Annotated in this window: 28 protein-coding genes, 1 tRNA gene and 3 pseudogenes; 14 read left to right on the top strand and 18 right to left on the bottom strand. The window is 33.6% G+C overall.

Features of this window, described 5'->3' with window-relative positions; all coding sequences use genetic code 11:
• The first annotated feature begins 12 nt into the window (after nucleotides 1-12).
• A complete protein-coding gene (locus OOL05_RS05145) occupies nucleotides 13-171 on the top strand; it encodes a hypothetical protein (protein ID WP_264730073.1) in 159 nt (52 codons plus the stop codon).
• Here the strand turns inward: OOL05_RS05145 and rplS are convergent.
• Nucleotides 164-541: a 50S ribosomal protein L19 gene (gene rplS / locus OOL05_RS05140; protein WP_007302278.1), complete on the bottom strand. Its 378-nt coding sequence runs from the start codon at nucleotides 539-541 to the stop codon at nucleotides 164-166. The two genes, OOL05_RS05145 and rplS, sit on opposite strands and share 8 nt — an antisense overlap.
• Nucleotides 538-1,236, bottom strand: a complete 699-nt coding sequence (gene trmD / locus OOL05_RS05135; protein WP_010403659.1) for a tRNA (guanosine(37)-N1)-methyltransferase TrmD — start codon at nucleotides 1,234-1,236, stop codon at nucleotides 538-540. The genes rplS and trmD overlap by 4 nt, the downstream gene beginning before the upstream one ends.
• 74 nt (nucleotides 1,237-1,310) lie before the next feature.
• Here trmD and purC point away from each other — a divergent pair, with 74 nt between their 5' ends.
• A complete protein-coding gene (gene purC, locus OOL05_RS05130) occupies nucleotides 1,311-2,033 on the top strand; it encodes a phosphoribosylaminoimidazolesuccinocarboxamide synthase (protein ID WP_264377528.1) in 723 nt (240 codons plus the stop codon).
• Here purC and purM read toward each other — a convergent pair.
• The gene (gene purM, locus OOL05_RS05125; protein WP_264730070.1) at nucleotides 2,030-3,067 is read right to left on the bottom strand and encodes a phosphoribosylformylglycinamidine cyclo-ligase; all 1,038 of its coding nucleotides are present in this window, start codon (nucleotides 3,065-3,067) and stop codon (nucleotides 2,030-2,032) included. The genes purC and purM overlap by 4 nt on opposite strands.
• Before the next feature lie 137 nt (nucleotides 3,068-3,204).
• Here purM and OOL05_RS05120 point away from each other — a divergent pair, with 137 nt between their 5' ends.
• The 3 genes from OOL05_RS05120 (at nucleotide 3,205) to virB9 (ending at nucleotide 4,941) form a co-directional block, all read left to right on the top strand.
• Nucleotides 3,205-3,480 carry a hypothetical protein gene (locus OOL05_RS05120; RefSeq protein ID WP_012481935.1) on the top strand — a complete coding sequence of 92 codons (276 nt, stop codon included), beginning with the start codon at nucleotides 3,205-3,207 and terminating at the stop codon, nucleotides 3,478-3,480.
• Nucleotides 3,465-3,830, top strand: coding sequence for a histidine phosphotransferase family protein (locus tag OOL05_RS05115; protein ID WP_125855783.1), 366 nt, complete (start codon nucleotides 3,465-3,467; stop codon nucleotides 3,828-3,830). Before OOL05_RS05120 ends, OOL05_RS05115 begins: the two co-directional genes overlap by 16 nt.
• A 325-nt stretch (nucleotides 3,831-4,155) precedes the next feature.
• A complete protein-coding gene (gene virB9 / locus OOL05_RS05110; protein ID WP_007302273.1) occupies nucleotides 4,156-4,941 on the top strand; it encodes a P-type conjugative transfer protein VirB9 in 786 nt (261 codons plus the stop codon).
• A gap of 7 nt (nucleotides 4,942-4,948) precedes the next feature.
• Here virB9 and OOL05_RS05105 read toward each other — a convergent pair whose 3' ends face one another.
• The gene (locus tag OOL05_RS05105; protein WP_213863879.1) at nucleotides 4,949-5,542 is read right to left on the bottom strand and encodes a ribonuclease HII; all 594 of its coding nucleotides are present in this window, start codon (nucleotides 5,540-5,542) and stop codon (nucleotides 4,949-4,951) included.
• Nucleotides 5,543-5,547: 5 nt separating this feature from the next.
• Nucleotides 5,548-6,528 carry a phospho-N-acetylmuramoyl-pentapeptide-transferase gene (mraY, locus tag OOL05_RS05100; RefSeq protein WP_264375220.1) on the bottom strand — a complete coding sequence of 327 codons (981 nt, stop codon included), beginning with the start codon at nucleotides 6,526-6,528 and terminating at the stop codon, nucleotides 5,548-5,550.
• 157 nt (nucleotides 6,529-6,685) lie between these two features.
• Between mraY and OOL05_RS05095 the strand changes: the two genes are divergently transcribed.
• Entirely contained in the window at nucleotides 6,686-7,663 is a 978-nt protein-coding gene (locus OOL05_RS05095; RefSeq protein WP_264730068.1) for a hypothetical protein, read from the top strand.
• Between the two features lie 68 nt (nucleotides 7,664-7,731).
• Nucleotides 7,732-8,295, top strand: coding sequence for a DNA-3-methyladenine glycosylase (locus OOL05_RS05090; RefSeq protein WP_010403621.1), 564 nt, complete (start codon nucleotides 7,732-7,734; stop codon nucleotides 8,293-8,295).
• Nucleotides 8,296-8,495: 200 nt separating this feature from the next.
• Here the strand turns inward: OOL05_RS05090 and OOL05_RS05085 are convergent.
• Nucleotides 8,496-8,723 (bottom strand): annotated as a pseudogene (locus OOL05_RS05085) (helix-turn-helix domain-containing protein); the annotation flags it as partial.
• 149 nt (nucleotides 8,724-8,872) lie between these two features.
• A complete protein-coding gene (locus tag OOL05_RS05080) occupies nucleotides 8,873-9,892 on the bottom strand; it encodes an Mrp/NBP35 family ATP-binding protein (protein WP_264730067.1) in 1,020 nt (339 codons plus the stop codon).
• 79 nt (nucleotides 9,893-9,971) lie between these two features.
• Here OOL05_RS05080 and OOL05_RS05075 point away from each other — a divergent pair, with 79 nt between their 5' ends.
• Complete coding sequence (locus OOL05_RS05075) at nucleotides 9,972-11,342, top strand: WD_0033/WD_0034 family tandem repeat-containing protein (protein WP_264730065.1); 1,371 nt, start codon at nucleotides 9,972-9,974, stop codon at nucleotides 11,340-11,342.
• Between the two features lie 79 nt (nucleotides 11,343-11,421).
• On the opposite strand, the pseudogene OOL05_RS05070 reads toward OOL05_RS05075, so the two are convergent.
• A pseudogene (locus tag OOL05_RS05070) lies at nucleotides 11,422-11,803 on the bottom strand (IS4-like element ISWosp8 family transposase); the annotation flags it as partial.
• Nucleotides 11,804-12,193: 390 nt separating this feature from the next.
• Here OOL05_RS05070 and OOL05_RS05065 point away from each other — a divergent pair.
• Nucleotides 12,194-12,421 (top strand): annotated as a pseudogene (locus tag OOL05_RS05065) (ankyrin repeat domain-containing protein); the annotation flags it as partial.
• A gap of 102 nt (nucleotides 12,422-12,523) precedes the next feature.
• On the opposite strand, the gene tyrS reads toward OOL05_RS05065, so the two are convergent.
• The gene (gene tyrS / locus OOL05_RS05060; protein WP_264730063.1) at nucleotides 12,524-13,786 is read right to left on the bottom strand and encodes a tyrosine--tRNA ligase; all 1,263 of its coding nucleotides are present in this window, start codon (nucleotides 13,784-13,786) and stop codon (nucleotides 12,524-12,526) included.
• 230 nt (nucleotides 13,787-14,016) lie between these two features.
• On the bottom strand, nucleotides 14,017-14,334 hold the full coding sequence (rsfS, locus tag OOL05_RS05055; protein WP_064085463.1) for a ribosome silencing factor: 318 nt from the start codon (nucleotides 14,332-14,334) through the stop codon (nucleotides 14,017-14,019).
• Between the two features lie 128 nt (nucleotides 14,335-14,462).
• Between rsfS and OOL05_RS05050 the strand changes: the two genes are divergently transcribed.
• Genes OOL05_RS05050 through OOL05_RS05040 form a run of 3 tightly spaced genes read left to right on the top strand, consistent with a single transcriptional unit; the run spans nucleotide 14,463 to nucleotide 16,321 of the window.
• Entirely contained in the window at nucleotides 14,463-15,062 is a 600-nt protein-coding gene (locus tag OOL05_RS05050; protein WP_264730062.1) for an adenylate kinase family protein, read from the top strand.
• On the top strand, nucleotides 15,055-15,543 hold the full coding sequence (locus OOL05_RS05045) for an RNA pyrophosphohydrolase (RefSeq protein WP_264730060.1): 489 nt from the start codon (nucleotides 15,055-15,057) through the stop codon (nucleotides 15,541-15,543). Before OOL05_RS05050 ends, OOL05_RS05045 begins: the two co-directional genes overlap by 8 nt.
• Nucleotides 15,533-16,321, top strand: coding sequence for a TatD family hydrolase (locus OOL05_RS05040; protein ID WP_264730058.1), 789 nt, complete (start codon nucleotides 15,533-15,535; stop codon nucleotides 16,319-16,321). Before OOL05_RS05045 ends, OOL05_RS05040 begins: the two co-directional genes overlap by 11 nt.
• Before the next feature lie 5 nt (nucleotides 16,322-16,326).
• Here the strand turns inward: OOL05_RS05040 and mdh are convergent, their stop codons facing one another.
• From mdh to OOL05_RS05005, 7 genes are read right to left on the bottom strand one after another with little or no spacing between them, the layout of a single operon-like run.
• Nucleotides 16,327-17,271, bottom strand: a complete 945-nt coding sequence (mdh, locus tag OOL05_RS05035) for a malate dehydrogenase (protein WP_064085466.1) — start codon at nucleotides 17,269-17,271, stop codon at nucleotides 16,327-16,329.
• A 3-nt stretch (nucleotides 17,272-17,274) separates the two neighbouring features.
• Nucleotides 17,275-17,850, bottom strand: coding sequence for an NADH-quinone oxidoreductase subunit C (locus OOL05_RS05030; RefSeq protein WP_017532371.1), 576 nt, complete (start codon nucleotides 17,848-17,850; stop codon nucleotides 17,275-17,277).
• A 1-nt stretch (nucleotide 17,851) separates the two neighbouring features.
• Nucleotides 17,852-18,355, bottom strand: a complete 504-nt coding sequence (locus tag OOL05_RS05025) for a NuoB/complex I 20 kDa subunit family protein (RefSeq protein WP_007302257.1) — start codon at nucleotides 18,353-18,355, stop codon at nucleotides 17,852-17,854.
• Nucleotides 18,346-18,699 (bottom strand): NADH-quinone oxidoreductase subunit A, encoded by a 354-nt coding sequence (locus OOL05_RS05020; protein WP_064085468.1) that lies wholly within the window; start codon nucleotides 18,697-18,699, stop codon nucleotides 18,346-18,348. The genes OOL05_RS05025 and OOL05_RS05020 overlap by 10 nt, the downstream gene beginning before the upstream one ends.
• A 17-nt stretch (nucleotides 18,700-18,716) precedes the next feature.
• Nucleotides 18,717-19,085, bottom strand: a complete 369-nt coding sequence (locus tag OOL05_RS05015) for an HIT domain-containing protein (protein ID WP_006014413.1) — start codon at nucleotides 19,083-19,085, stop codon at nucleotides 18,717-18,719.
• Nucleotides 19,086-19,091: 6 nt separating this feature from the next.
• Nucleotides 19,092-19,373 carry a hypothetical protein gene (locus OOL05_RS05010; RefSeq protein ID WP_010403548.1) on the bottom strand — a complete coding sequence of 94 codons (282 nt, stop codon included), beginning with the start codon at nucleotides 19,371-19,373 and terminating at the stop codon, nucleotides 19,092-19,094.
• 3 nt (nucleotides 19,374-19,376) lie between these two features.
• Complete coding sequence (locus tag OOL05_RS05005) at nucleotides 19,377-20,111, bottom strand: hypothetical protein (RefSeq protein WP_264375987.1); 735 nt, start codon at nucleotides 20,109-20,111, stop codon at nucleotides 19,377-19,379.
• Nucleotides 20,112-20,295: 184 nt separating this feature from the next.
• Between OOL05_RS05005 and OOL05_RS05000 the strand changes: the two genes are divergently transcribed.
• Together OOL05_RS05000 and OOL05_RS04995 are read left to right on the top strand one after the other, a co-directional pair.
• Nucleotides 20,296-21,672 (top strand): UDP-N-acetylmuramoyl-tripeptide--D-alanyl-D-alanine ligase, encoded by a 1,377-nt coding sequence (locus OOL05_RS05000; RefSeq protein ID WP_264336529.1) that lies wholly within the window; start codon nucleotides 20,296-20,298, stop codon nucleotides 21,670-21,672.
• Between the two features lie 33 nt (nucleotides 21,673-21,705).
• A complete protein-coding gene (locus OOL05_RS04995) occupies nucleotides 21,706-22,671 on the top strand; it encodes a complex I NDUFA9 subunit family protein (protein ID WP_064085471.1) in 966 nt (321 codons plus the stop codon).
• 8 nt (nucleotides 22,672-22,679) lie between these two features.
• Here the strand turns inward: OOL05_RS04995 and OOL05_RS04990 are convergent.
• Nucleotides 22,680-22,753: transfer RNA gene (locus OOL05_RS04990), tRNA-Arg, on the bottom strand.
• Nucleotides 22,754-22,869 lie beyond the last annotated feature (116 nt).

Genomic DNA, 22,869 nt, shown 5'->3' with positions numbered 1-22,869 from the left:
TTTATATTTTCCATGAAAGCACAAACCAAAAGGAGAATCTGGATCCCAGTGTCAAACATTGGGATGACACCACAGCAGGAGGCAAAGTACAGTTGTGCGCCACACACTGGGATAATAAGAGAGAGTTTTGAGATGATACAATTGACATCACTCCCTATTGTATCTACTTAGATTTTTTTTTAACATAAGTAGTACGTTCTTTGATCCTTGCAGCTTTCCCAAATAGCTTGCACAGATAATATAATTTTGCTCTACGGACCTTTCCCTTTCTCATCACTTGTACTGAAATTAATGCAGGAGAGTAAACAAAAAATTGTGATACTATACTTTCTCCATGACTTACTTTTCTAACTGAAAAAGAAGAGTGTAATCCACGATTTCTTTTTGATATACATACGCCCTCAAATATCTGTATACGCTCACCCGTACTATCAACTACCTTAAAAGTGACCTTCAAATCATCGCCAGGACAAAAAGCTGGCATCTCTTTGGCTAACCTTTGTATTTGTTGTTCGTTAAATTTTTCAAGTAAGTTTGTCATTTATCATCTCCATTCAACAATTCAGGTCGACGTTCCTTTGTTCTAACATATGACTGTTCCCTTCTCCAATCACTTATTTTTCTGTGATTGCCAGACAAAAGAACCTTAGGAACTTTGTACCTACTCCACTGCTCAGGCCTAGTATATTGAGGATATTCAAGCATACCACCACTATAACTAAAACTTTCTTCAGCAACGCTATCGAAATTATTTACTACACCTGGAAGAAGCCTAATACATGCATCAAGAACCACCATTGCAGCTGGCTCACCTCCCGAAAGTATATAATCTCCAATACTTAACTCATAAGGAGTATACACATCAATTACTCTTTGGTCAACACCTTCAAATCGACCACACAATATTGTTACATGAGGAATTTCTGTTAGCTCCTTTGCAATGCTCTGATTAAATTTTGTACCAGATGGAGTCATATAAATAAATCTAGTATTTTTATGAGCAGAAAGCACATTATCAACTGCATTACCAATCACATCTGGGCGCATAACCATCCCTGCTCCACCTCCATATGGAACATCATCTATAGTTGAATGTTTATCTTTAGCAAAAGAACGAATATTTACTATTTCAAGATTCCATATTTTTTTTTCCAACGCTCTTCCAGCAAGAGAATAGTTCAAAAATCCGGGGAACATTTCTGGAAATATGGTTAATATTGTAACATTGAACGCCATTAAGGTTTATTTTAAGTTATTTGGGGCTATACTCTAAGAACAGTAAATTGATATGATACATAGTTAAATTAAATATGTCACTGAATAAAACGATATACGAAGGTAAAGCCAAAGTCATTATTGAAACTGAAGACTCATCAACTGTTATACAGTACTTTAAAGATGATGTTACAGCGTTCAACAAGGAAAAATATGAAATTATTGAGGGCAAAGGAATAATTAATAATCATGTTAGTGCTTTTATCATGGAAAAGCTTGAAGAAGCAGGAATTAGCACGCACTTTATAAACACTCTAAACGAAAGAGAACAGCTAGTCAAAAAACTCAAGATAATACCTCTTGAGATAGTGGTTAGAAACATTGCAGCTGGCAGCTTTTGCAAACGTTTTAATATCAAAGAAGGTGAGACACTTACATCTCCTATAATCGAGTTTTTTTACAAAAATGATGACCTAGCCGACCCAATGGTGAATGAAAATCACATACTATATTTTGGTTGGTTATCCCATAAAGAAATGGAAGAAGTTAAAACTACAACTTTAAAGATCAACAAAATCTTAGTCGACCTATTTTCAAATGCAAATATATATTTAGTTGATCTCAAGTTAGAATTTGGCAAATTGATAAACAACAGCACTAAAATCATTTTAGCCGATGAAATCAGCCCTGATAATTGTAGGCTATGGGATAAAAATACGCATAAAAAGCTAGACAAAGATGTTTTCCGTTTAAATCTAGGAAACTTAAAGGAAGCATACTCAGAAGTTGCAAAAAGACTGTCAGTAAAGTTAGACTAACTAAATACTACTCTATCAAGTGGAGGGTTACATGCCTCATCAAGTTTTCCAATAATCTCAATTTTTTCTCCACGCTTTTGGAAATGGCTTTCCACATCCTTCATATTATCGGGATCTACAATCAGTACTATACCTATGCCGCAATTAAATGTTTTTAACATTTCTCTCTTTTCTATTTTGCCTTCTTCTTTCAGCCATAAAAATATATCTGGCCATTTCCAAGAATTAATATTTATGTCTACAAATAAATTTCCTGAGAGAATTCTTGGAATATTGTCTATTAACCCGCCACCTGTTATATGCGCAATGCCTTTTACCTTTGGCATAATAGGCAACAAAGAATCAACATATATCTTTGTTGGCTTAAGTAATATTTCACCCCAAGATTTATTATTCCATGGAGATATATCATTATAATTTATACCTAAGCTTTTAAAAATATGGCGCACCAAAGAAAATCCATTTGAGTGAATTCCATTTGATTCTAAACCAACTACACAGTCACCTGCTTTCATTATACTACAATTTGGAAGAATTTGCTTTCGATCAACAACACCAACCACAAACCCTGCAAGGTCATAGTGATTGTTACCATACATTCCAGGCATTTCTGCAGTTTCTCCACCAACTAATGCTATTTTAGATTCCTTGCACCCTTCTGCAATGCCCTGGATTACAGACAATAAAACGTTTTTGTTTAAAACGCCTGTTGCAAAGTAATCAAGGAAAAATAAAGGTGTTGCTCCTTGTGCAAGTAAATCATTTACACACATTGCAACTAAGTCTATACCTATAGTATCATGCTTATTCACCTCTTGAGCTATTAATAGTTTTGTGCCCACTCCATCAGTTGAGGAAACAAGTACTGGATGGTCGTATTTCTTACTCAGCGAAGAAAAGTCAAACAATGCGGAAAATGATCCTACTTCACTAATTACTTCTTCTCCTTTAGTCTTTTCAATAATAGGTTTAACTTTTTTTATTAGTTCATTATATAGTTTAAGGTCTATTCCAGATTTAGCATAAGTATTCATAACGCCTTCATAAATCTTATAATTATTAATACTACATTAATGCTTTGACACAAAAAGCGCAACGAAACTTTCTCTTAAATTGACTACTACATGCCTACCAATATAGGGTTAACTTAAATCATTTATACTTTTATCCAATGAATAAAAACATAATGTTAATAACAGAATGCCTATCAGGACGAATTCTTCATGATTTTGCTAGTTCTATGCAAGGAATAGTGGGTGGATTGGAAGAGCTTGAAGAAAACAACCCTAATATGCAAAACGAAGCATTGTCATTGCTTAAAGAAAGCTCCGATGATTTAATATATAAATATAAAGTTATGAAGCAAGCGTATTCTCATTCATCAGATAATTGCAGCTTTGTTAAGACTAAATCCAATATAGAAAATTATTTATTAAAAAAAAAGTAAAGCTTCAGTGGAGAGTAAGTGAATGTCCTACAGAAAACTTAATTGAAAAAATAAATAAGATAATTTCCAATATGGTGATAACTATAATCAGTGCAGTGGCACAAATTGAATTAGTGTCTATTTTATTGACTAAAACAGAAGATAAAACACTACTCACTATAAAAGTAGTAAATGAACATAAATCAATAAGTACATTATTAGTGAGCAAATTAACAAAAAAAAATGATATTCGTTTGGATACAAAAGATATTATTATCTATATGACTTCTTTACTGTTAGAACAGTATAACACTAAAATCAATTGCACTTGTGAAAGTAATTCACTGAATATAGGCTTAACTATAACTTGAGGTGGCTTCATATTTCATAAAAAGGAATCGATACTATAAATTTGAATCTTGGATAAGGAAAGGAAAAATTTTGTGGAGTAACTTAGACATAAAATCTGTAGTTAATTTGCAGGGAGTGTTAAATAAACTGTGTCAAACCGAGAAGTAAAAATAAAATAGAAACAAAAAATGGAGGTTTGACACAGTTTATTTAACACTCCCCTTTTTTCCTGCAGTAATGAATTATTATGAAGCTTGCATTTTCTGTCGCTTACTACTGGGATAGCTTAACAGTTGCAGTGCATGTCTATCAATGATAAAATGAAGATCAGTTTATTTTGATACTATGATTAGGGTACTCTTTGTTGCACTATTATTTTTTTGTGGTGGTTATGCACTTGCAAAACAGGAACCAAGACCAATAGCTGGTGATAACCACATAAAGGTAATGAATTATAATCCACAGGCTATACATAAGTACACGGGCTTTTATGGTTATCAATCCAGCATATTGTTTGAGCCAGGGGAGGTAATAGAGAGTCTTTCAATGGGTGATGCAACCGGTTGGCAACTCCTTCCTCAAGGTAATAGATTATTTATTAAGCCTATAGATGATATTGCCGATACTAATGCAACTATAATTACCAATAAAAGAGTTTATTATTTCGAATTTCATGCTGAAGAAGCAAACGGGCTAGATGATCCAAGGTTAGCATATGAAGTAAGGTTTCTTTATCCACTGTTCAACAGTGATGAAATTTATTCAACGAGTAACGGTGATATTCTAGAGCAAGCTAGTCATACCACTATCCCTGATATAAGTGATATTGAGGTTATAAAGAAAGGCTTGAATTTTAACTATTCCATCTCGCACGTTAAAGGCAGTCAATCAATAATACCAATTAAGGTTTTTGATGACGGAAAATTTACATATCTACAATTTAATAAAATAAACTCTGATTTCCCGGCAGTTTTTATGGTTGATTCTGCAGGATATGAATCCTTGATAAATTTTCGTACAGTTGATGACTACCTGATAATTGAAAGAGTAAGCTCGGTATTTACCTTAAGAAACGGATCAAGCACAGTCTGCCTGTTTAATGAAAACATACCTTTCAAAAAAGGTAAGTGATTAAAGGCTATAGTATTCTTATAGGTGCAAAATTCTTTCTATGGTGCTTCGTAATTCCATGAAGGCCAATAGCGCTGAGGTGTTCTTTTGTTCCATATCCCTTATTTTTATACCAATTATATTGAGGATGTTTATTATGCAATTCTTCCATAAGCCGATCTCTTGTAACTTTTGCAACGATTGAAGCAGCTGCGATTGATATACTTAAGCTATCACCATTCACTATAGATTTTACTTGCCATTTTACTTCAGGTGGTTGATTACCATCAACTAGCACATAATCTAGTTCTAGATTCAAGTTTGCCAACGCACGTTTCATTGAAAGCTTTGTTGCTTGCAAAATATTGTATGAGTTTATTTCTTCTACGCTTGCCATTCCTATACCAAATTTTGCAACAGACGTTATTTTTTCGTATAGAACTTGCCTACACTTAGGGGTTAGCTTTTTTGAGTCGTTTATTCCATCAATAACCGTATCTCTATCAGTAAATATTACAGCTGCAGATATCACTGGACCGGCAAGCGGACCTCTTCCAACTTCATCTACTCCTGCTATAATTCCTGATAATGTATCTTCTAATGTGAAATCTGGATATTTCATAGTTCCTATAATAAGAAAGTTAAAGCAAAAATCGAACAAGCAATAGAAATTATCCAAAATTTTATAACTATTGTATTTTCTGACCACCCTTTCTTTTCAAAGTGATGATGTATTGGTGTCATAAGGAAAATTCTTCTTCCTGCTCCATATCTAAATTTTGTATATTTAAAATATGATACCTGAATAATCACAGATAAAGTCTCTATTACAAAGATTATTCCAATAACGGCAAAAAGCATTTCTTTTTTAATTAGAACACTAGTGAGTCCTAAAGCTGCACCGATTGATAGGCTTCCAACATCACCCATAAATATTTTTGCTGGATGTGTGTTAAACCACAAGAAACTTAAAATAGCTCCTATAAATGCAATGCAGAATAAAGTAATGTTTACATCTGTCTGAGTGATGTATGCAATTAGCCCCAAAAAAGCAAAGGAAGTAATGGCTTGAGTTGCAGCAAGGCCATCTAGGCCATCTGTAAGATTCACAGCATTAGAAGAGCCGACAATTACAAATGCAGCAAACGGAAGATATAGATAGCCAAGGTCGATTGCTACTTCTCTAAATAGAGAAATTTTTGTAAAACCTTCAGCAGATTGTAGCTTAAGTATAAACATACAGACCAGAGTAACGACAAACTGAATAAGTATTTTGGTTTTTGCACTTAAACCTCGGTGGTGATTTGTCTTCAATTTTAAATAGTCATCAATAAATCCAAGTAGAGCAAAAAATAGAGTTATAAATACCAGCAATGAAATTTCTGGTGTTAATTGAGTCCAAAGCAGGATTGGTAATAAAGCAGAAGTTAGTATTATTATTCCACCCATAGGTGGTATATTCTTTTTTGTTATTAAATGACTTTCTGGTCCATATGATCTGATTGGTTGTCCATCTTTACTTATCTTTTTTAGAAGTTTTATAAAATAGGGAAAGAGAATAAACCCAAAAATAAATGAGATAAAAAACGTCTTTGTAGATGAGATCACCTGCCTATTCAAAATTAACTAGATATTATACCAAAAGCTTTACCTAATCTCAATTTATACCTTTTTATCAGCTTATTTTATTTGGAGTAAATTTAGTTATTGATTAGTTATAGCAAAGTTTGCATACTGATATTTAGTTAATGGTAAGAGGTAGCATATGTTAGATTATATTAAAAAGCTTTTTTGGGCTACTACAGTACCTGATAATGAGAGTAGAGTTAAAAATTCTTACACGCATATAGTAGAGAAACCTTCTTTTGGTGATGCAGCTTCAAAGTTGAGTAAGGAAGAAAGGTCAGAAGAGCATCTTGTTCTTCTAAAAGGTAAAGGCAATAGCTCTGGTACAACTGTAACAGAAGGATCGTCTAGTATTCAGAATGCAGTATCAGGCAAGAACAAGCGTGAATATATTAAATTAGACAGTGATGAAGAATGGGATAAATTCTTTAAGTTACAGAATGATCCAGACACTAATACTACAAACAAAGAACCTTTTTCTCCGAAGAAAGGAGAATCTCACTATCATGGTAAAGAGATTGTAGGCAAGATTGCTGACCAAATTAAGGCAGAGATATCGAAGGTATATACCATAGAGTCCATAATGATAAAAGAAGGCAAAAGGGAAGGTAATATTGTTTACCCCACCGTGAGAGTTGTGCTACATGCCAATAAAGAAGGAGTAGATATAGCTAAACTTCTAGGCGGTAGTATATGTAAAGAGTATGGTGTAAGAACAATTACATTTTGTCATCCTAATCAAGAAAAAAAGAGAGGGGCATGTTGCTATATTAATAATGATAGTGATAATGAGGAAAGAGTTTATGAAATAATTAGTGGGTTATATGAAATGACTTTAAAGTGGTATGTTGATGGAAGAGAATGCAAAGTTAAAGTTAACATTGATGGTAAGAATGGTGTAACTCTCCTTGAAGGCAACGGTGTTACTGCAGAGCAGTTGCTTGCAAATAAAGAAGTCAAAATAGGTAAGAGACGTGAGCCAAAATCTTTATATGAAGCGTTAGTACCGCAATTGCAACAAAAGAGCTCTGAATCAGTCAAGGTTTTACAGCAGCCTTCAACAGATGTAACAAATGTGACAACAACACCAACTTCTACTTCTCAGAGATGCTCTTGACTAAATAAATAAGAAAAAGCAAAAATAGTATAACTTGCTTACAAATGTAAGTAACTTGTACTTCTATGATGAATAACACAATATTACCAAGAAATTTCTATGAACGGCCAACTTTAACCGTAGCTGGGGAGCTGCTAGGGAAGATTCTGAAATTTTCTAATTTTAGTGGAATAATAACTGAAGTTGAAGCGTATATAGGAATGGATGACCCAGCTTGTCATGCAGCAAGAGGCTATACTAATCGAACCTCAGTAATGTTTGGTACGCCAGGGTTTTCGTACGTATATTTTATATATGGAATGTACTATTGTCTAAATATTGTAACAGAAGCAGAAGGATTCCCAGCAGCAGTGTTAATACGAGGATTAAAGCTCACTGAACCGCTTGAAGCAAATTTAGGCGGGCCAGGCATACTGTGCAAAAAATTAAACATTACAAAAGAACATAATAAACAAGACCTTACTATAAGTCATGAATTTTGTCTCTATGAATATCACCTCAAACCAGATTATGTGTGCACTCCAAGAATCGGAATTAGTAAAGGCAAGGAGAAATTTTGGCGATTTAAAAGTTGCGTTTTAGCAGAAATGCCTAAAATCACACTCAACAATAAATATAGACCTCCTGCATAAACTAGATAAAAAGGCAAATAGCCTTTTATGTTTACCAACAATAGACTTCTTGGATAACCTAAGGATATTTTTTGATCTTCTATGGGGGAGTTAAACATTCCCTTTTTATAAAACTTTTGCATACTCCTATTTAACTTTAATAGCTCTTTATCTTCCTGAAATCTGGATGTTTTATCAATGCATCTTCTATTCAGCCGTTAGCAAGAACTTTCACTTATTCCATAGCTTTGCACTATATGGAAATATGTACGGTATTTACACAAATATTCGAGTGCTATTAATAAATATATTTGGTTTTCCTCCTCTTGCCTTTTTCTTGGCCTCTTCCTCTATTAAAATTTCTATTATTTTTCCAATGTTTTTCTTTTTACTCCTCTTAGTCTTCGAAGCTTCTCTTCATCAAGTTTACTTACCTGCTCAAAATTTATACCTTCCCTAATATTGCTTCTACTACTTGTTTCTTAAGTTATCCAAGAAGTCTATTGTCTGTTCAGATACGAGGTAGCTGCTGCCATTTGAAATATTTTATTCACCTAAAATTACATTCTACCTATTTTAAAAGTAGTTTAAAAAAACTTTATAGACTGCATACAAAAGACCTAACATCTTTAGCAATGCCTTCATAAATCCTTACTAAATCCTCACTTAGTATTGAAGGATTTCCACAATCAGAAGCACTACATATTTGCGGATCTAGAGGAACTCTGCTCAAGAGTTTGACTCCCAGCTCTTCAGACATTTTTTTTGCACCACCTTTTCCAAATATGTGTATTTTTGAATTATTTTGAACAAAATAGCTCATATTTTCCACAATGCCGATAATTGGCACGCTGAGCTTTGTGAACATATCATAAATTTTTTGTGCATCGACTAAAGCAAGCTCCTGTGGAGTTGAAACTATTATTGCTCCAGTTAAACTAAAATTCTCCATCAGACTTAAATGTACATCGCCAGTGCCAGGCGGTGTATCAATGATTAAATATTCTATATCAGACCACCTTGTTCCCATTAGCAAATTGTAAAGTGCTTTTGTGATCATAGGTCCACGCCATATTACTGCGCGGTCCTTATCAATAAAATAGCCAATTGAAATAGTATAGAGACCATGTTTCTCTATAGGAATTGCTTTACCACTCTGTATTTCTGGTTTTAATTTCTCAGTGCCCAACATTTTAGGAATCGAAGGACCATATATATCTGCATCAACTAGCGCAACTTTATGTTTTAATTCTGCTAACGAAAGAGCTAGATTTAGTGCAACTGTCGACTTACCCACACCTCCTTTACCAGAAGCAACGACAATTATATTTTTCACTCCTTCGATATGAAGTTTAGCTTTTTGTTGCCTAGCTTGTTTTTGACCAGTAGCAACTACAGTAACCTTTCCTACTCCCGGTATCGCCTTAACAGCTTGCTCACAATTTTTTCTTAATTCTTCATTTGGCTCAGTAACTTCAAGAGCAAAAGCAACATCTTTACCCTTAATAACAATTGAGGATACTACACCAACATTCTTACCACTTTTCTTCTCTATAACCTTTTTTAGGCTCTCTCTTACGATTTCCTCATTAACCTGTGTAAATTTTTTCCAGAACATATGATGAAATTTTTTCTATTGGTGTATACTAACATAGAATAATTAAACTGCACTGACTTTAAAGCGAGGTTACAAGAATATGCTAAATGATAACAACTTAACACAAGCACAACGAAATTTGCATTTAAAGTTGAAAAAGGTAATATCAAATGGTGAGGAAATTGGTAATATCTTGAAAAGAGCCTCAGAGAATGATTTACTAAAAGTTCTTACAATAGGATATACTAAACGATTTCCAAGAGGTGGGGAACGCACTTTAACACTACTTAGCCTCGCCATATTCAAATGTAATAACGAATGCGTTAATTCTATTTTAATACATTCTCAAAATAACGGTACACTGCAAGAGATTATTAATACTGAAAATATTATAAACTATCAAGATGGTCTGATGTACACCTTAACATCGCTTGGCTTTGCTATACATTACAATAAGCCAAGATATATTAATGATATTTTAACAAAAGCCCAGGACAGTGGAATACTACAAGATATTCTTGCTGCTAGAAATATTGTACAGTATTTCAATACTAAGGAGTATGCTTTAACACCACTCAGTTTCTCTATATATAAAGGTAATAAAGAATGTATCAGTTCTATTTTAGAAAAAGCTCAAAATAATGATATGCTGCAAGGCGTTTTTATTGCTGAAAATATTTTACAGTTTTCAGATGGTCTGACGCATATTTTAACACCAATTAGCTTTGCCATATATGAAAATAATAAGGAATGTTGTAACTACATTTCAACAATGATTCAAAATAATGTTGTATCGCAAGATATTCTGAATAATTGGACATACATTTTAACATTGCTTGGCCTTGCTATATATAGAAATAACAATGAATATGTTAATTCTATTTTAAGACAAGCTCAAAATAATGGTAAGCTGCAAGAAGTTCTTACTGCTAATAAAAATACTATGTGTTCTCCAGATGGTTGGACGTACAACTTAACATCACTTGGCTTTGCTATACATGAAGGTAATCATGCACATATTAATTCGATTTTAACTCAGGCCCAAAATAGTGGTATATTGCAAAATGTTCTTGCTGCTAAAAATACTGTATATTCTCCAGATGGTTGGACGTACAACTTAACATCACTTGGCTTTGCTATACATGAAGGTAATCATGCACATATTAATTCGATTTTAACTCAGGCTCAAAATAGCGGTATATTGCAAGAGGTTCTGACTACTGAAAATACTATAAACTATAAAGACGGTCGGACGTACAGCTTAATACCACTTGGCATTGCTATATATAAAGGTAATATTGAATGTATTAATTTTATTCTAGCACAAATTAATGATATGCCGCAATACATCATCTATGCTGCCTTTCAACCAACTGCAGCGATTAATGAAAGGAATACTAGGATTAGTAGTGCATTAGATAATGTATCTATTTCTTCTAGGTATGTTAGAGAAAATAGCAAAGTCAATTAATTTCTTAAGTCACTCTTTCTTGCAAGTACTACTTTTTTATGTATCTGTTCAGGCAATGGCGTTAACTTAAGAGAATAAATTAGCAAGCTCTCCTAAAGACATTATGACGTTTAGGCTTATCTACTTTATTGCGGCTATACAATCTTCACGTTAACTTTAGTGCGTATTTTAAAAAGGGCTTGAAAGTTTTTTGGTGCTAATAAGCACCTGATAAAGTTTCTGTCTCATTACACCAAATAAAACTGAAAAATTTAAACGATACTCAGCAATTTGATCTGGGTTCCAAGGCTCTTGTGCATCACACATATGAAGTATTGCACATGACCAAGTTTGCACAAAATTCTTATCTCTAAATTTATCTCAGAAAAATTCTCTAATTCTACTTCTACTTTGAGTCGTTTATAGCACTCCTCTATGTGACACCTTAATAGATAAGCTTTACTGATATCTTCTTTATTGAAATAAAATAGAAACCAAAGGTCCTATTTTTTACAGTATTTTACTCCTTAACATCTTTCCTTAAGTTGACGCCATTGGGCTTTGTTGCATCGCTATCTACGATGGATAAAAGATAAAAAATGTAGAATATCAATAGCTTATTATTCTAGCATTTATAGTAAGGACAGTCAGTAAATATCTAAATTTAAGTAAAAGAAGTTTTACTATCATTCACTAATCTAGCTAGAATTCAAGAATTTCAATGCTTTAGCTATTTTAAGTAGAATTAAATTTACTAGTACAAACAATAAATTACTATTCTTAAATTTGATCAGATTGATTGCAAAAAATAAGATTTTCAATAAGCTGCTTGTATAGTTAGCCTTTCATAGATAGTGATGCAACAAAGCCCCGGTGGAGTAACTGCATTATTAGGTACTGCTATATCTATAGCACTTTTTACAGCCGGAGCAATTACAGCTGAGTTAATACCTATAGTTATAGCAGTAGTTGCAATTACAGCAACAGCACTAATAGTTGGCAATGCTATATATAAATTGTCAAAGCCTGATACTCAAGTTGATAAACCAATCTTAGCAAATCGACAGCAAGAAACTGCTAGCGATAGTAGGATTGCCTAGCGATTCTGCCACAGTGTCAGCTGCTTCAATGATATCCATTTGTTCCTATAATTATCTTTTCTTGGCTACCTTATTTTACCACTCTGCTGAACAGATACAAATTCACTTTCTTACTTCACTCACTAAAATTTTAATATGGCGTTTCTTTCCTGCAGATAATTTGATAAATGGCTGACCTTCAAAGCTTTCAGAGTTTATTGTATAGTTAACATCGTTTATAGTATTATCATTAACTTTACATCCATTTCCCTGTATTAAACGCTTTGCCGCACCTTTTGAAGGTTCAAAACCGGTGTCATGAAGCAAGTCTATCAGGAGTATGCCATTTGCAACTTGTTCTCTTGTGATAGTGTAACCAGAAAGCAATGAACTGTCTTCATTTTCAAAAGCAGAGATTGCAGCAGATCGTGCAAGTTTCGCTTCTTTACAACCGTGACATATTTTTGTCACTTCTGTTGCCAAGACCTTTTTTGCTTCGTTTGTTTCTTGATCCTTCAAGGACTCTAGTTTTTTAATTTCATCAATTGATAAATCAGTGAAAAGTCTCAAAAAACGACCAACATCTTGATCATCAACATTGCGAAAATATTGCCAGTAGTCATAGGGCTTTAGCATGCTACCATCAAGCCATACTGCTCCACTTTCAGTTTTGCCCATCTTTTTTCCTTGTGCGTTTAATAAAAGAGGTGTGGTAAGACCAAACAGCTCAGGTAAATTTAACTTTTTGCCAAGTTCAATTCCGTTTACTATATTTCCCCATTGGTCTGACCCTCCAATCTGGAGACGACAGCCATACTTTTTATTCAACTCGACAAAATCATAGGCTTGTAACAACATGTAATTAAACTCGAGAAAGCTTAGATTTTGCTCCCTATCTAGCCTAATTTTCACACTATCAAAGCCTAACATGCGATTTACAGAAAAATGTGTCCCTATATCACGCAAAAAGTCTATATATTTTATGTTATCTAACCAATCTGCGTTGTTTACTATGATTGCACCAGTTTTTCCATAATCGAAAGATATCATCTTCTCGAGGGTTTTCTTTATACCAAGTATATTTTGATTGATATCTTCTATCGGCAAGACGCTTCTTGCTTTGTCTTTACCAGATGGGTCACCAATTTTTGTTGTGCCACCTCCAAGTAGAATTATTGGCTTATAACCGAATTTTTGTAGGTGACGGAGCATCATGATTTGAATGAGACTGCCAATATGCAAACTTGGTGCCGTACAATCAAACCCAATGTATGCAATTATATAATTGTCTTGTGATAATAGCTGGTCTAACCTATCAATGTTTGTACATTGATATAGGTATCCTCTTTCTTGAATGAAGTTTAAAAACTCGGATTTATGTTTCATAATATGTTATTTTGTGTGTAAACGGTGTTGTTAACGATGGCGTCATTCCAGTGCTTGACGCTGGAATCCAGTTTATTATGAAATTTCATCAAAAATGTTGTATAGTGTGCTCGTTTATGATTAAGTTTTCTAGATTCCAGTGTCAAGCACTGGAATGACACCACCAACTTCATAAGGGTTGCCTTCAAAATTACAACATTTGAGCAAGTGTATACCAGCTACCTGGATAATCAATTCCATAACTCTTCTATCTTATAATATTCTCTTACTTCTGGCCTGAATAGGTGAACCATTATACCTTGAAAATTCACAATCACCCAGTTACCTTCATCCATACCTTCTACATCTATTTTATCATATTGCTTGAGATTTTTCATCACTTGCTCAGCTAATGCTTTTACATGGCGGCTCGAATCACCGGATGCAATGATCATATATTTTGCAATGACAGTTTTATTCTGTACATCAAAAGTAACTATATCTTGACCTTTGTTTTGATCTATTACATCTACAATTGTATTTTTTATTGATTCTGTATCACCATTCATTATTCTAAATTATATAATTTATCTGTAATGATACACTCAAAATTTCTGAATATGAACTATTTTTGATATGTTTCTAGTGTAACGTTTATAATACATATATTTGTAATATATGATAGTTTTCTGATGGTATGATCATTTACTTAATCGGATTTCCGGGTAGTGGCAAACTTACGATTGCAAAAGAGCTGTGTAATATTATTGATGGGGTGATAGTAGACAATAACCTGTTTAATAATATTATATTTGATATGATTGATTTCAGAAACGCTGAGGTTACAAGTGAAATATGGGAAGAAATTTTTGTGATTAGAGAGAATATATTAGCAATATTGGAAAAATACCATATAGAATCAAAGCATTATATATTTACAAACGAATTGATAAAAGGTGATTCCTATGATCAAAAAGTATATAACTCAGTGGTGAATTTAAGTAAAAAAATGAACGTGGAGATTCTCCCTGTGGTGTTATATTGTAATAGTGGAGAACTAGTAAAGCGCGTTCAATTAAAGGAAAGAGAGCAGGAGAGAAAAATTACTGATTCAGATTTTGCTATGAGAAGAATTAAAGGAAAGAAACTATTTGTGCCTCAAGGTTCACTTGAAATTGATAACTCAAACTTAAGCGCAAAAGAAGTTGCAAAAAAAATTGTTGAAAAAATGAATAGTAAAAAAGTAGTTGGAACTTCTATGATAGATAATTTAGCAACAGAGAGTATTTGTGATTAGTGAGGAGAAAGAGTATCGCCCTTGTGTTGGCATAATGTTATTTAACAAACAGGGAAATGTTTTTATTGGAAAACGCTTTGATAGTGACTCTTATTGGCAGATGCCACAGGGGGGAATTGATGATGGTGAAGAGCTAGAGCAGGCAGCGCTACGTGAGCTATTGGAAGAAGTTGGTACTGATAAAGCAGAAATTGTGGCTAAAAATAAAGAGTGGATACACTATAACTTACCTGAGGAAGTTATACCAACATGCTGGAATGGGAGATATTCTGGCCAAAAGCAAAGATGGTTCTTAATGAAATTTTGTGGGAAGGATAAGGATATTAATATTAACTATACTGATCATCCAGAGTTCAAAGAGTGGCGTTGGCAAAATGTGGATGATTTGGTAGCCAGTGCCATACCGTTCAAAAAAGAAGTTTATAAAAAAGTGATAGAAGAGTTTTCTTCTATCATAAAAGGATCTATTTATGATAGTTGATTCTCATTGTCATCTAATTTATTTTTCTGATGATGAAATACCAAAGGTAATTTCAAGAGCAGAGCAAAATGGTGTGAGAATTTTGCATAACATATGTATAAGCATTAATGATATCCCTAAATTATTAAAAATCTCTTCATCCTATGATCAAGTCTACTGCTCCGTTGGTATACATCCGCTTGATACTAATGTGGAAAAAGGTGAGTGTATAAATGCTGATGAATTGATTGAATTTACTAAGGGCAAAAAGGTAATTAGTATCGGTGAAACCGGATTAGATTTTTATAAATCTGATAATAAAAGCAATCAAAAAAAAAGTTTTGCATCACATATAGAAGCGGCAAAAGTAACAGGATTACCTTTAGTTATTCACACTAGAAATGCTGATAGTGAGATGATTGATATGTTAAATTCAGAAATGAAGAAGGACGCTTTTAGTGGAGTAATGCATTGCTTTGCTTCTTCTAAAGAGCTTGCTTATAAGGCTATGGACTTGGGATTATACATTTCATTTTCTGGAATTATTACTTTTAAAAATGCGAACTTACTAAGAGAAATTGCACAAAATGTGCCACGTGAGCGTGTTTTAGTTGAAACTGATGCACCTTATCTATCTCCTGAGCCTTACAGAGGAAGAAAAAATGAACCGGCAATGGTGAAATATGTTGTGAATTGTTTAGCAGAATTATGGAATGAATCGCCGGAACAAGTAGCAAAAATAACTACAAATAATTTTTTTAGACTGTTTTCGACGCTTGAGCTCAAAGAAATTCTATAGGGCAATTAATTTAGCTGACAGAGCTCTTTTACTGCACTTACAGATTTATAAAACATCTCTTGTTCACTATCGTTCATTTTAACTTCTAGAACTTTCTCAACTCCATTTTTGCCAATAATAGTAGGAACACCAATGAATAAGTCTTTCACACCATATTCACCATTAAGATAAGCAGCGCATGGTAATATACGCCTTTTATCTTTTAAGTATGATTCTAGCATACTTATGGCTGAAGATGCAGGAGCATAGTATGCAGATCCAGATTTAAGTAGATCAACTATTTCTTTTCCACCATTACGAGTGCGCTCAACTATTTCATCAACTTTTCCTCGCGTAATCAAACCCATCTCAATGATTTGGGTAAGTGGAATGCCAGCAATTGAAGCATAATTGATTAGTGGTACCATAGTGTCACCATGTCCTCCAAGCACAAAAGCAGATACATCTTCGACAGAAATATTTAACTCACTTGCAAGAAAATAACGAAAACGAGCAGAGTCAAGCACTCCTGCCATACCAATAATCATATTAGTTGGCAGGCTTGAAGATTTGTATACTACTGAAACCATAGCATCTAAAGGATTGGTAACCACTATTACAAATGCGTTTGGAGAATGTTTTTTAATATTTTCCCCAACCTCTTTCATTACTGCAGCATTAGTTTGCAGAAGGTCATCTCTGCTCATTCCAGGTTTTCTGGCAATGCCAGCAGTTATTATAATTGCGTCAGAGTTTTTTATATCTTCATACCTATTTGTACCAGTAATATTGACATTAGATCGATCAATAGGAGATGATTCTGTAATGTCAAGCGCTTTACCTTGTGGTATTCCATCGCTTACATCAAGCAAAATAACATCTCCTAGCTCTCTTAGTGCAATCATATGGGCAAGAGTCCCACCGATATTTCCTGCACCAATCAAAGATATTTTTTTTCTTTGTGCTGTCATTTTCTACTCCTTTATATTTACTTTTGTGGCTTTACTACCTTCCCAAGGGGATAAGCTGTCAAACATACGAAAATCTTGTGGTAAGTCTATAGGATTATATACAACCTTTTTTGCCTCTATATCGTATCTTACTTCCTCGTAGCCAGTGAGAGGAAAATCTTTTAACATTGGATGACCTTTGAATCCATAATCCGTTAAAATCCTACGTAAATCTGGGTGATCAGAAAACTCTATTCCATACATATCAAATACTTCACGCTCAAACCACGAAGCTGCGTTAAATATCTTTGCTACACTTAGAGGTATATCACCTTCACATAACTGAAGCTTTATGTGCACTCTGATATTGTGTACAACGCTGAGCAAATTGTATATTAGCTCGAAACGTTTTTCTCTATCTGGGTAATCAACTCCAAAAACGTCAACTAATAATTCAAGCCTACACTTTTCATCATCACGTAGAAAGAGTAAGTGATTTTCAATGTCATTCAAAGCTGAATATATTACAATAGTGCCATCATTTTTCTGAATACATTCACATTTAGTCTTTTTTTGTATGTATTTTGCAGTTTTATCCATGCTATATATTTTTAGTTCGTTTTATTTTATTTTGTAGACATAGCATTCCATATAGCAACGCCTCAGCAGTTGGAGGGCATCCAGGAACATACACATCAACTGGCACAATTCTATCGCAACCACGGACTACTGAGTAAGAATAATGATAATAGCCACCGCCATTTGCACAACTTCCCATAGAGACAACGTATTTGGGATCTGCCATTTGATCATAAACTTTACGCAATGCTGCTGCCATTTTATTAGTTAACGTGCCAGCAACAATCATAACATCTGCTTGCCTTGGGCTTGCACGAAAGATTATGCCATATCTATCAAGATCATAACGACTGGATGCAGTGTGCATCATCTCTACTGCGCAACATGCAAGACCAAATGTCATTGGCCACAATGAACCAGACCTTGCCCAGTTCATTATATAATCTATTAAATCGCCAAATTTAGTGATAAGAAAACCTTCTTTTTTGTAACGATTCCAGTCGCCATTAGATAAATTTATTCCCATTCCAACGCACCTTTACACCACTCATAAATAAAGCCTATAGTAAGTATTGCAAGGAATATCATCATAGACCAAAATCCGCAATAGCTTATTTTAGATAAAGAAACGGCCCAAGGGAAAAGAAAAGCAATTTCTAAATCGAATATTATGAACAATATTGCAACTAAGTAAAATTTTATGTCGAAACTTTTTCTGGCTCTTGATAAAGGATTAAAGCCACACTCATATGTAGAAAGCTTTTCACCATCTGGGTTACTGACTGCAAGAAACATAGGTAATACACCTAAAGTAAAGGATACTACAATTGATACACAGATAAAAATTAATATGGTTAAATATTCACTCATTTAAAAAACATATAACACTATGAATTTACATGCTTTCCTAATCTTTTACCACCTAAAATATGTATGTGAAAGTGCGGTATAACTTGCTCTCCATCTTTACCGTGATTAGTAACTAATCTATATCCTGTTTTTTCTAAGTTATATTTATGTGCTATTTCTCTAACAGTTTTAAAAAAACTTACTATTTCCTCTTCGGAAGCTTTCAGAACAAAATCATCGTATGAAACGTATTGAGCTTTTGGTATAACTAGAATATGAACTGGTGCATCAGGATACTTATCACGAAAAGCTAGCACATTTTCATTTTTATGTATTTCCTCATAAGACAACTCACCTCTTAATATCTTAGCAAAAATATTAGTGTCATCATAAGCTGTACTACCCATACTTTATTAAATTCCTGGTCCTCTTCTATTTTGCTTATGATTTGGTGTAGAAGGTGGGCTTATTGCTGCTTCGCTAGAAGCATCTTCAAGACTTGAAACGTCTTTTAGCTGTATATCTTGTCCACGCAAAACTGACCCATAGTCCATTTGGTGTCTTTTTGAAAACGTTTCTATTCTTTTTGCCCTTCTTGCAGCAATAACTTCTGGTTGTAAATGATACATATCTCCAGGAACAGTTAGGCTATGATACCTTTCCTCTATTTTAACTTCTTTCATAACACTCTCCATAATTTATTTCCCCCTACCTCTTATGCTTTCGCAACTTTCAAAATCTTGTTTAATAGCTTTTTGCCAATTATTTAAAATTTTCTCTGATGACTTTTCTTTACCTATAGACCTTATAACTTCTTGTGACTGTTGCTTTTTACTATCGTATCCACTATACAACTTTTCTGCAATATCATACAGCAACTTTCGGTCTGTGTGAACTTTAAACTCTCCACCAGTAATTTTTGCCAAATTTTTGAGATCATAATCAATTTTATTATAAATTCCTTCAAGAGCGTACTTTTTCATTACTTTTTCATCTATACCTGGATTTTTATCTTTTATTTCTTGGATAATCTTCTCAACATCAACTTCAATTACAATTTTGTTTTCTTCTCTAAAAATAGTTATATTTGGCAGATCTTTCCTTATTTTATCTAATTTCTCTGGACTCAAGTAAGGTATATCCCCCGTTAAAGTTCTTGACGCTAAAAAACTTACCTTACCTTTTTCTTGTTTTGTTATTTGTATGCCAAGGTACTTACTAGCTTCTGTGGTTTTTATAGGTGGGTCATATTTCTCTTCTTCTTTAGGTACATCACTCACAGCCTTTTTTAATGAAACTTTAGCATCATGCTTCATTTCATCAATTGAAGCAAACGGTTTCTTTATAGGATAAATAAGTGCTTTAGGCACAAGAAAAAACACGCCTTTTATCTTAGCCAAAATAGACTTTTTATTTGACTCATCTTTTGCCATACATACCTCCAAGTCACTTTCTACAATCAGATAGTAAAATACACTCAATTATAGACGAAAATATTTAAGCTTGTATATCTATTATAAGATGAAATTATAGAGATAGCAATCATTATTTGTACATTACCAAAGTATGTAGTATTTTTGCTGCTTTTCTTGTTCAAATTACCTTTAAAGATAAATTATGTTAAAATGGAACGCAAATAATATTATCGATGCTACTGGCGGAAGAGGGGAGGGTGTTTGTAATTCGGTATATAGCTCAAATATTTCAACGGATACAAGAAGCATAAAAAAAGGCGATTTATTTATTGCTCTCAAGGGAAAGAAATTTGATGGGCATGATTTTCTACATGAAGCATTTTTAAAAGGAGCTGTTGCTGCGGTAGTAAGCGAAGATAAATATAGAAATTTTCCTCTAATTATTGTGCAAGATACTCTAAAAGCTTTGCATAATATGGCATCATATTACATTAGAAATGTTCTTGTTAATGCTAAAGTTATTACAATTACAGGTAGTGTCGGGAAAACGACTACAAAGGACATGCTGCACACTGTTCTATCGCAATATGGAGCGTCTTATGCAAACAAAGATAACTTGAATAATAATATAGGATTACCTTTTACTATTCTAAAAGTCCCAAAAAACTGCCAGTACTTAATCCTTGAAATGGGAATGAATAGAGCTGGTGAGATAAAAGAGCTATCGAAGATTAGCAATCCGGATATTGCAGTTATTACCAACATCGAACCTGCGCATGTTGAAAATTTTTCATCTCTACTTGATATTGCGCAAGCGAAGTTAGAAGTCCTATGTGGTATGAAAAATAATGGTACTTTGATTTTGAACAAGGATAATAAACATTATGATTATCTTTTATCAAATGCTGACAGAAATGTAGTGAGCTTTGGTAAGAATGAAAGTGCTACTGTTCGTTTGTTAGACCTAATAAGAAACGATAGCGGTATAAATTTAAAAATTAAACCGCACAACGGTCAAATTATAAACTGTAATTTACGTTTGCGGGGTGAGCATTTTACATACTCTGCATTAGTTGTGACAGCAGTTGTGCAAAGTCTAGGACTTGATTTATCGAAATTACCACTAGCACTTGAGAATTTTACTGTAACAGAAGGTAGAGGTAATGTTCATCAAGCTAAATACAATGGAAAATTAGTACATTTGATTAACGACTCCTATAATGCTAACCCTACTTCAATGAAGGCTGCAATAAGAACTTTAGGTACATATTCTAATTTAAGAAAAGTGGCACTACTCGGCGATATGTTAGAACTTGGTAATGAAAGCATAGTATTTCATACAGAATTGCTTGACTCTATAGTAGAACAAAATGTGAATAAAGTTCATACAGTTGGTAAATTTATGTTAGAATTGAATAAACTTTTACCGGAGAATATAAAAGGCATGCATTTCGATGATTCTAACCAATTGAAAAGTAATTTAGCTAATATTGTTCAAGGTAATGATGTAATTTTAGTTAAAGGTTCTCATGGAATGAGAATGGACCTTATAGTGCAGGAATTCACAATAGAATATTAAATAAAACTATTGTATTAATTTAAAGTTAAGTTATTGGAAGTTTTAACTGTGATAAAACGTATAGTTATTTTTGGTGGAACGGGATTTATAGGAAAACACATCGTAAGACGCTTGGCAGCGGCGGGGTATTTAATAAGAATATTTACTCGTGATCAGGAAAAAGCTGCTTGTCTAAAGTTATGTGGCAACTTAGGGCAAATATCAATACTTGAAGGAGATTTTTTTAATGAAAAATCAATTTTAGAAAGTATGGAGGGGTGTGATGTTGTTATAAACTTAGTAGGAATATTATATGAAAAAAGAAAATACGATTTCTATACAGTTCATGTTGGAATAGCTGAAAGAATAGCAAAAGCTGCGCAAATAAAAAATGTATCCATGATGATACATTTTTCTGCCATGGGAATAGAAAATGATAAGTTATCAAAATATGCCCAAAGTAAATTGAAAGGTGAGAAAGCTGTAGCTTCGGCGTTTCAAGGAGCAATGATAATTAAGCCCAGTCTTGTATTTGGTAAAGAAGATAATTTCTTTAATAAATTTGCAAGATTAGCAACAATTCTTCCTTTTTTGCCGTTGATCGGTAGTGGAATAACGAAGTTTCAGCCGATATGTGTAACAAACTTAGCTGAAGTGGTATACCGTATTATCAGCTTTAATAAGCAAGATAAAAAAATTTATAATATAGGTGGATCAAAAGTTTACTCTTTTAAAAGCTTATTAAAGTTTATTCTGAATGTGACTAACAGAAAGTGTCTACTGATCAATGTACCTTTTCCAATGGCAAGATTGATAGCCTTTTTCTTAGAAAGTAAAGTTGTTTCTGTGCTGTTAAAACCTATAACTGGAGATGCAAGCCCTATACTTACTCGAGATCAGGTGAAAGTTATGATGAGTAGTTCAATCGAAAAGTCAGATGATCTCGAAACAATGAAAATTAGACCACTAGCAATTGAAAATGTGGTACCAGAATACTTGAAAATTTATAGAAAGCATTGATAGAAGAATGTGCCCGGTAGGATTCGAACCTACGACCCACAGCTTAGAAGGCTGTTGCTCTATCCAACTGAGCTACGGGCACACATCATATATAAAATGCTTCTTAGTACACGTGAAGTCAAGTATTTCTTGTGAATATAATGTTTGTGATAATATCTCAAAACTTTGTCAGTACAGCATGTAACGATAAAACTGAGA

Origin of the sequence: Wolbachia endosymbiont (group B) of Episyrphus balteatus (assembly GCF_947250575.1) — a bacterium.
Classification (GTDB): domain Bacteria; phylum Pseudomonadota; class Alphaproteobacteria; order Rickettsiales; family Anaplasmataceae; genus Wolbachia.
This window is presented reverse-complemented; position numbering and strand designations above follow the sequence as displayed.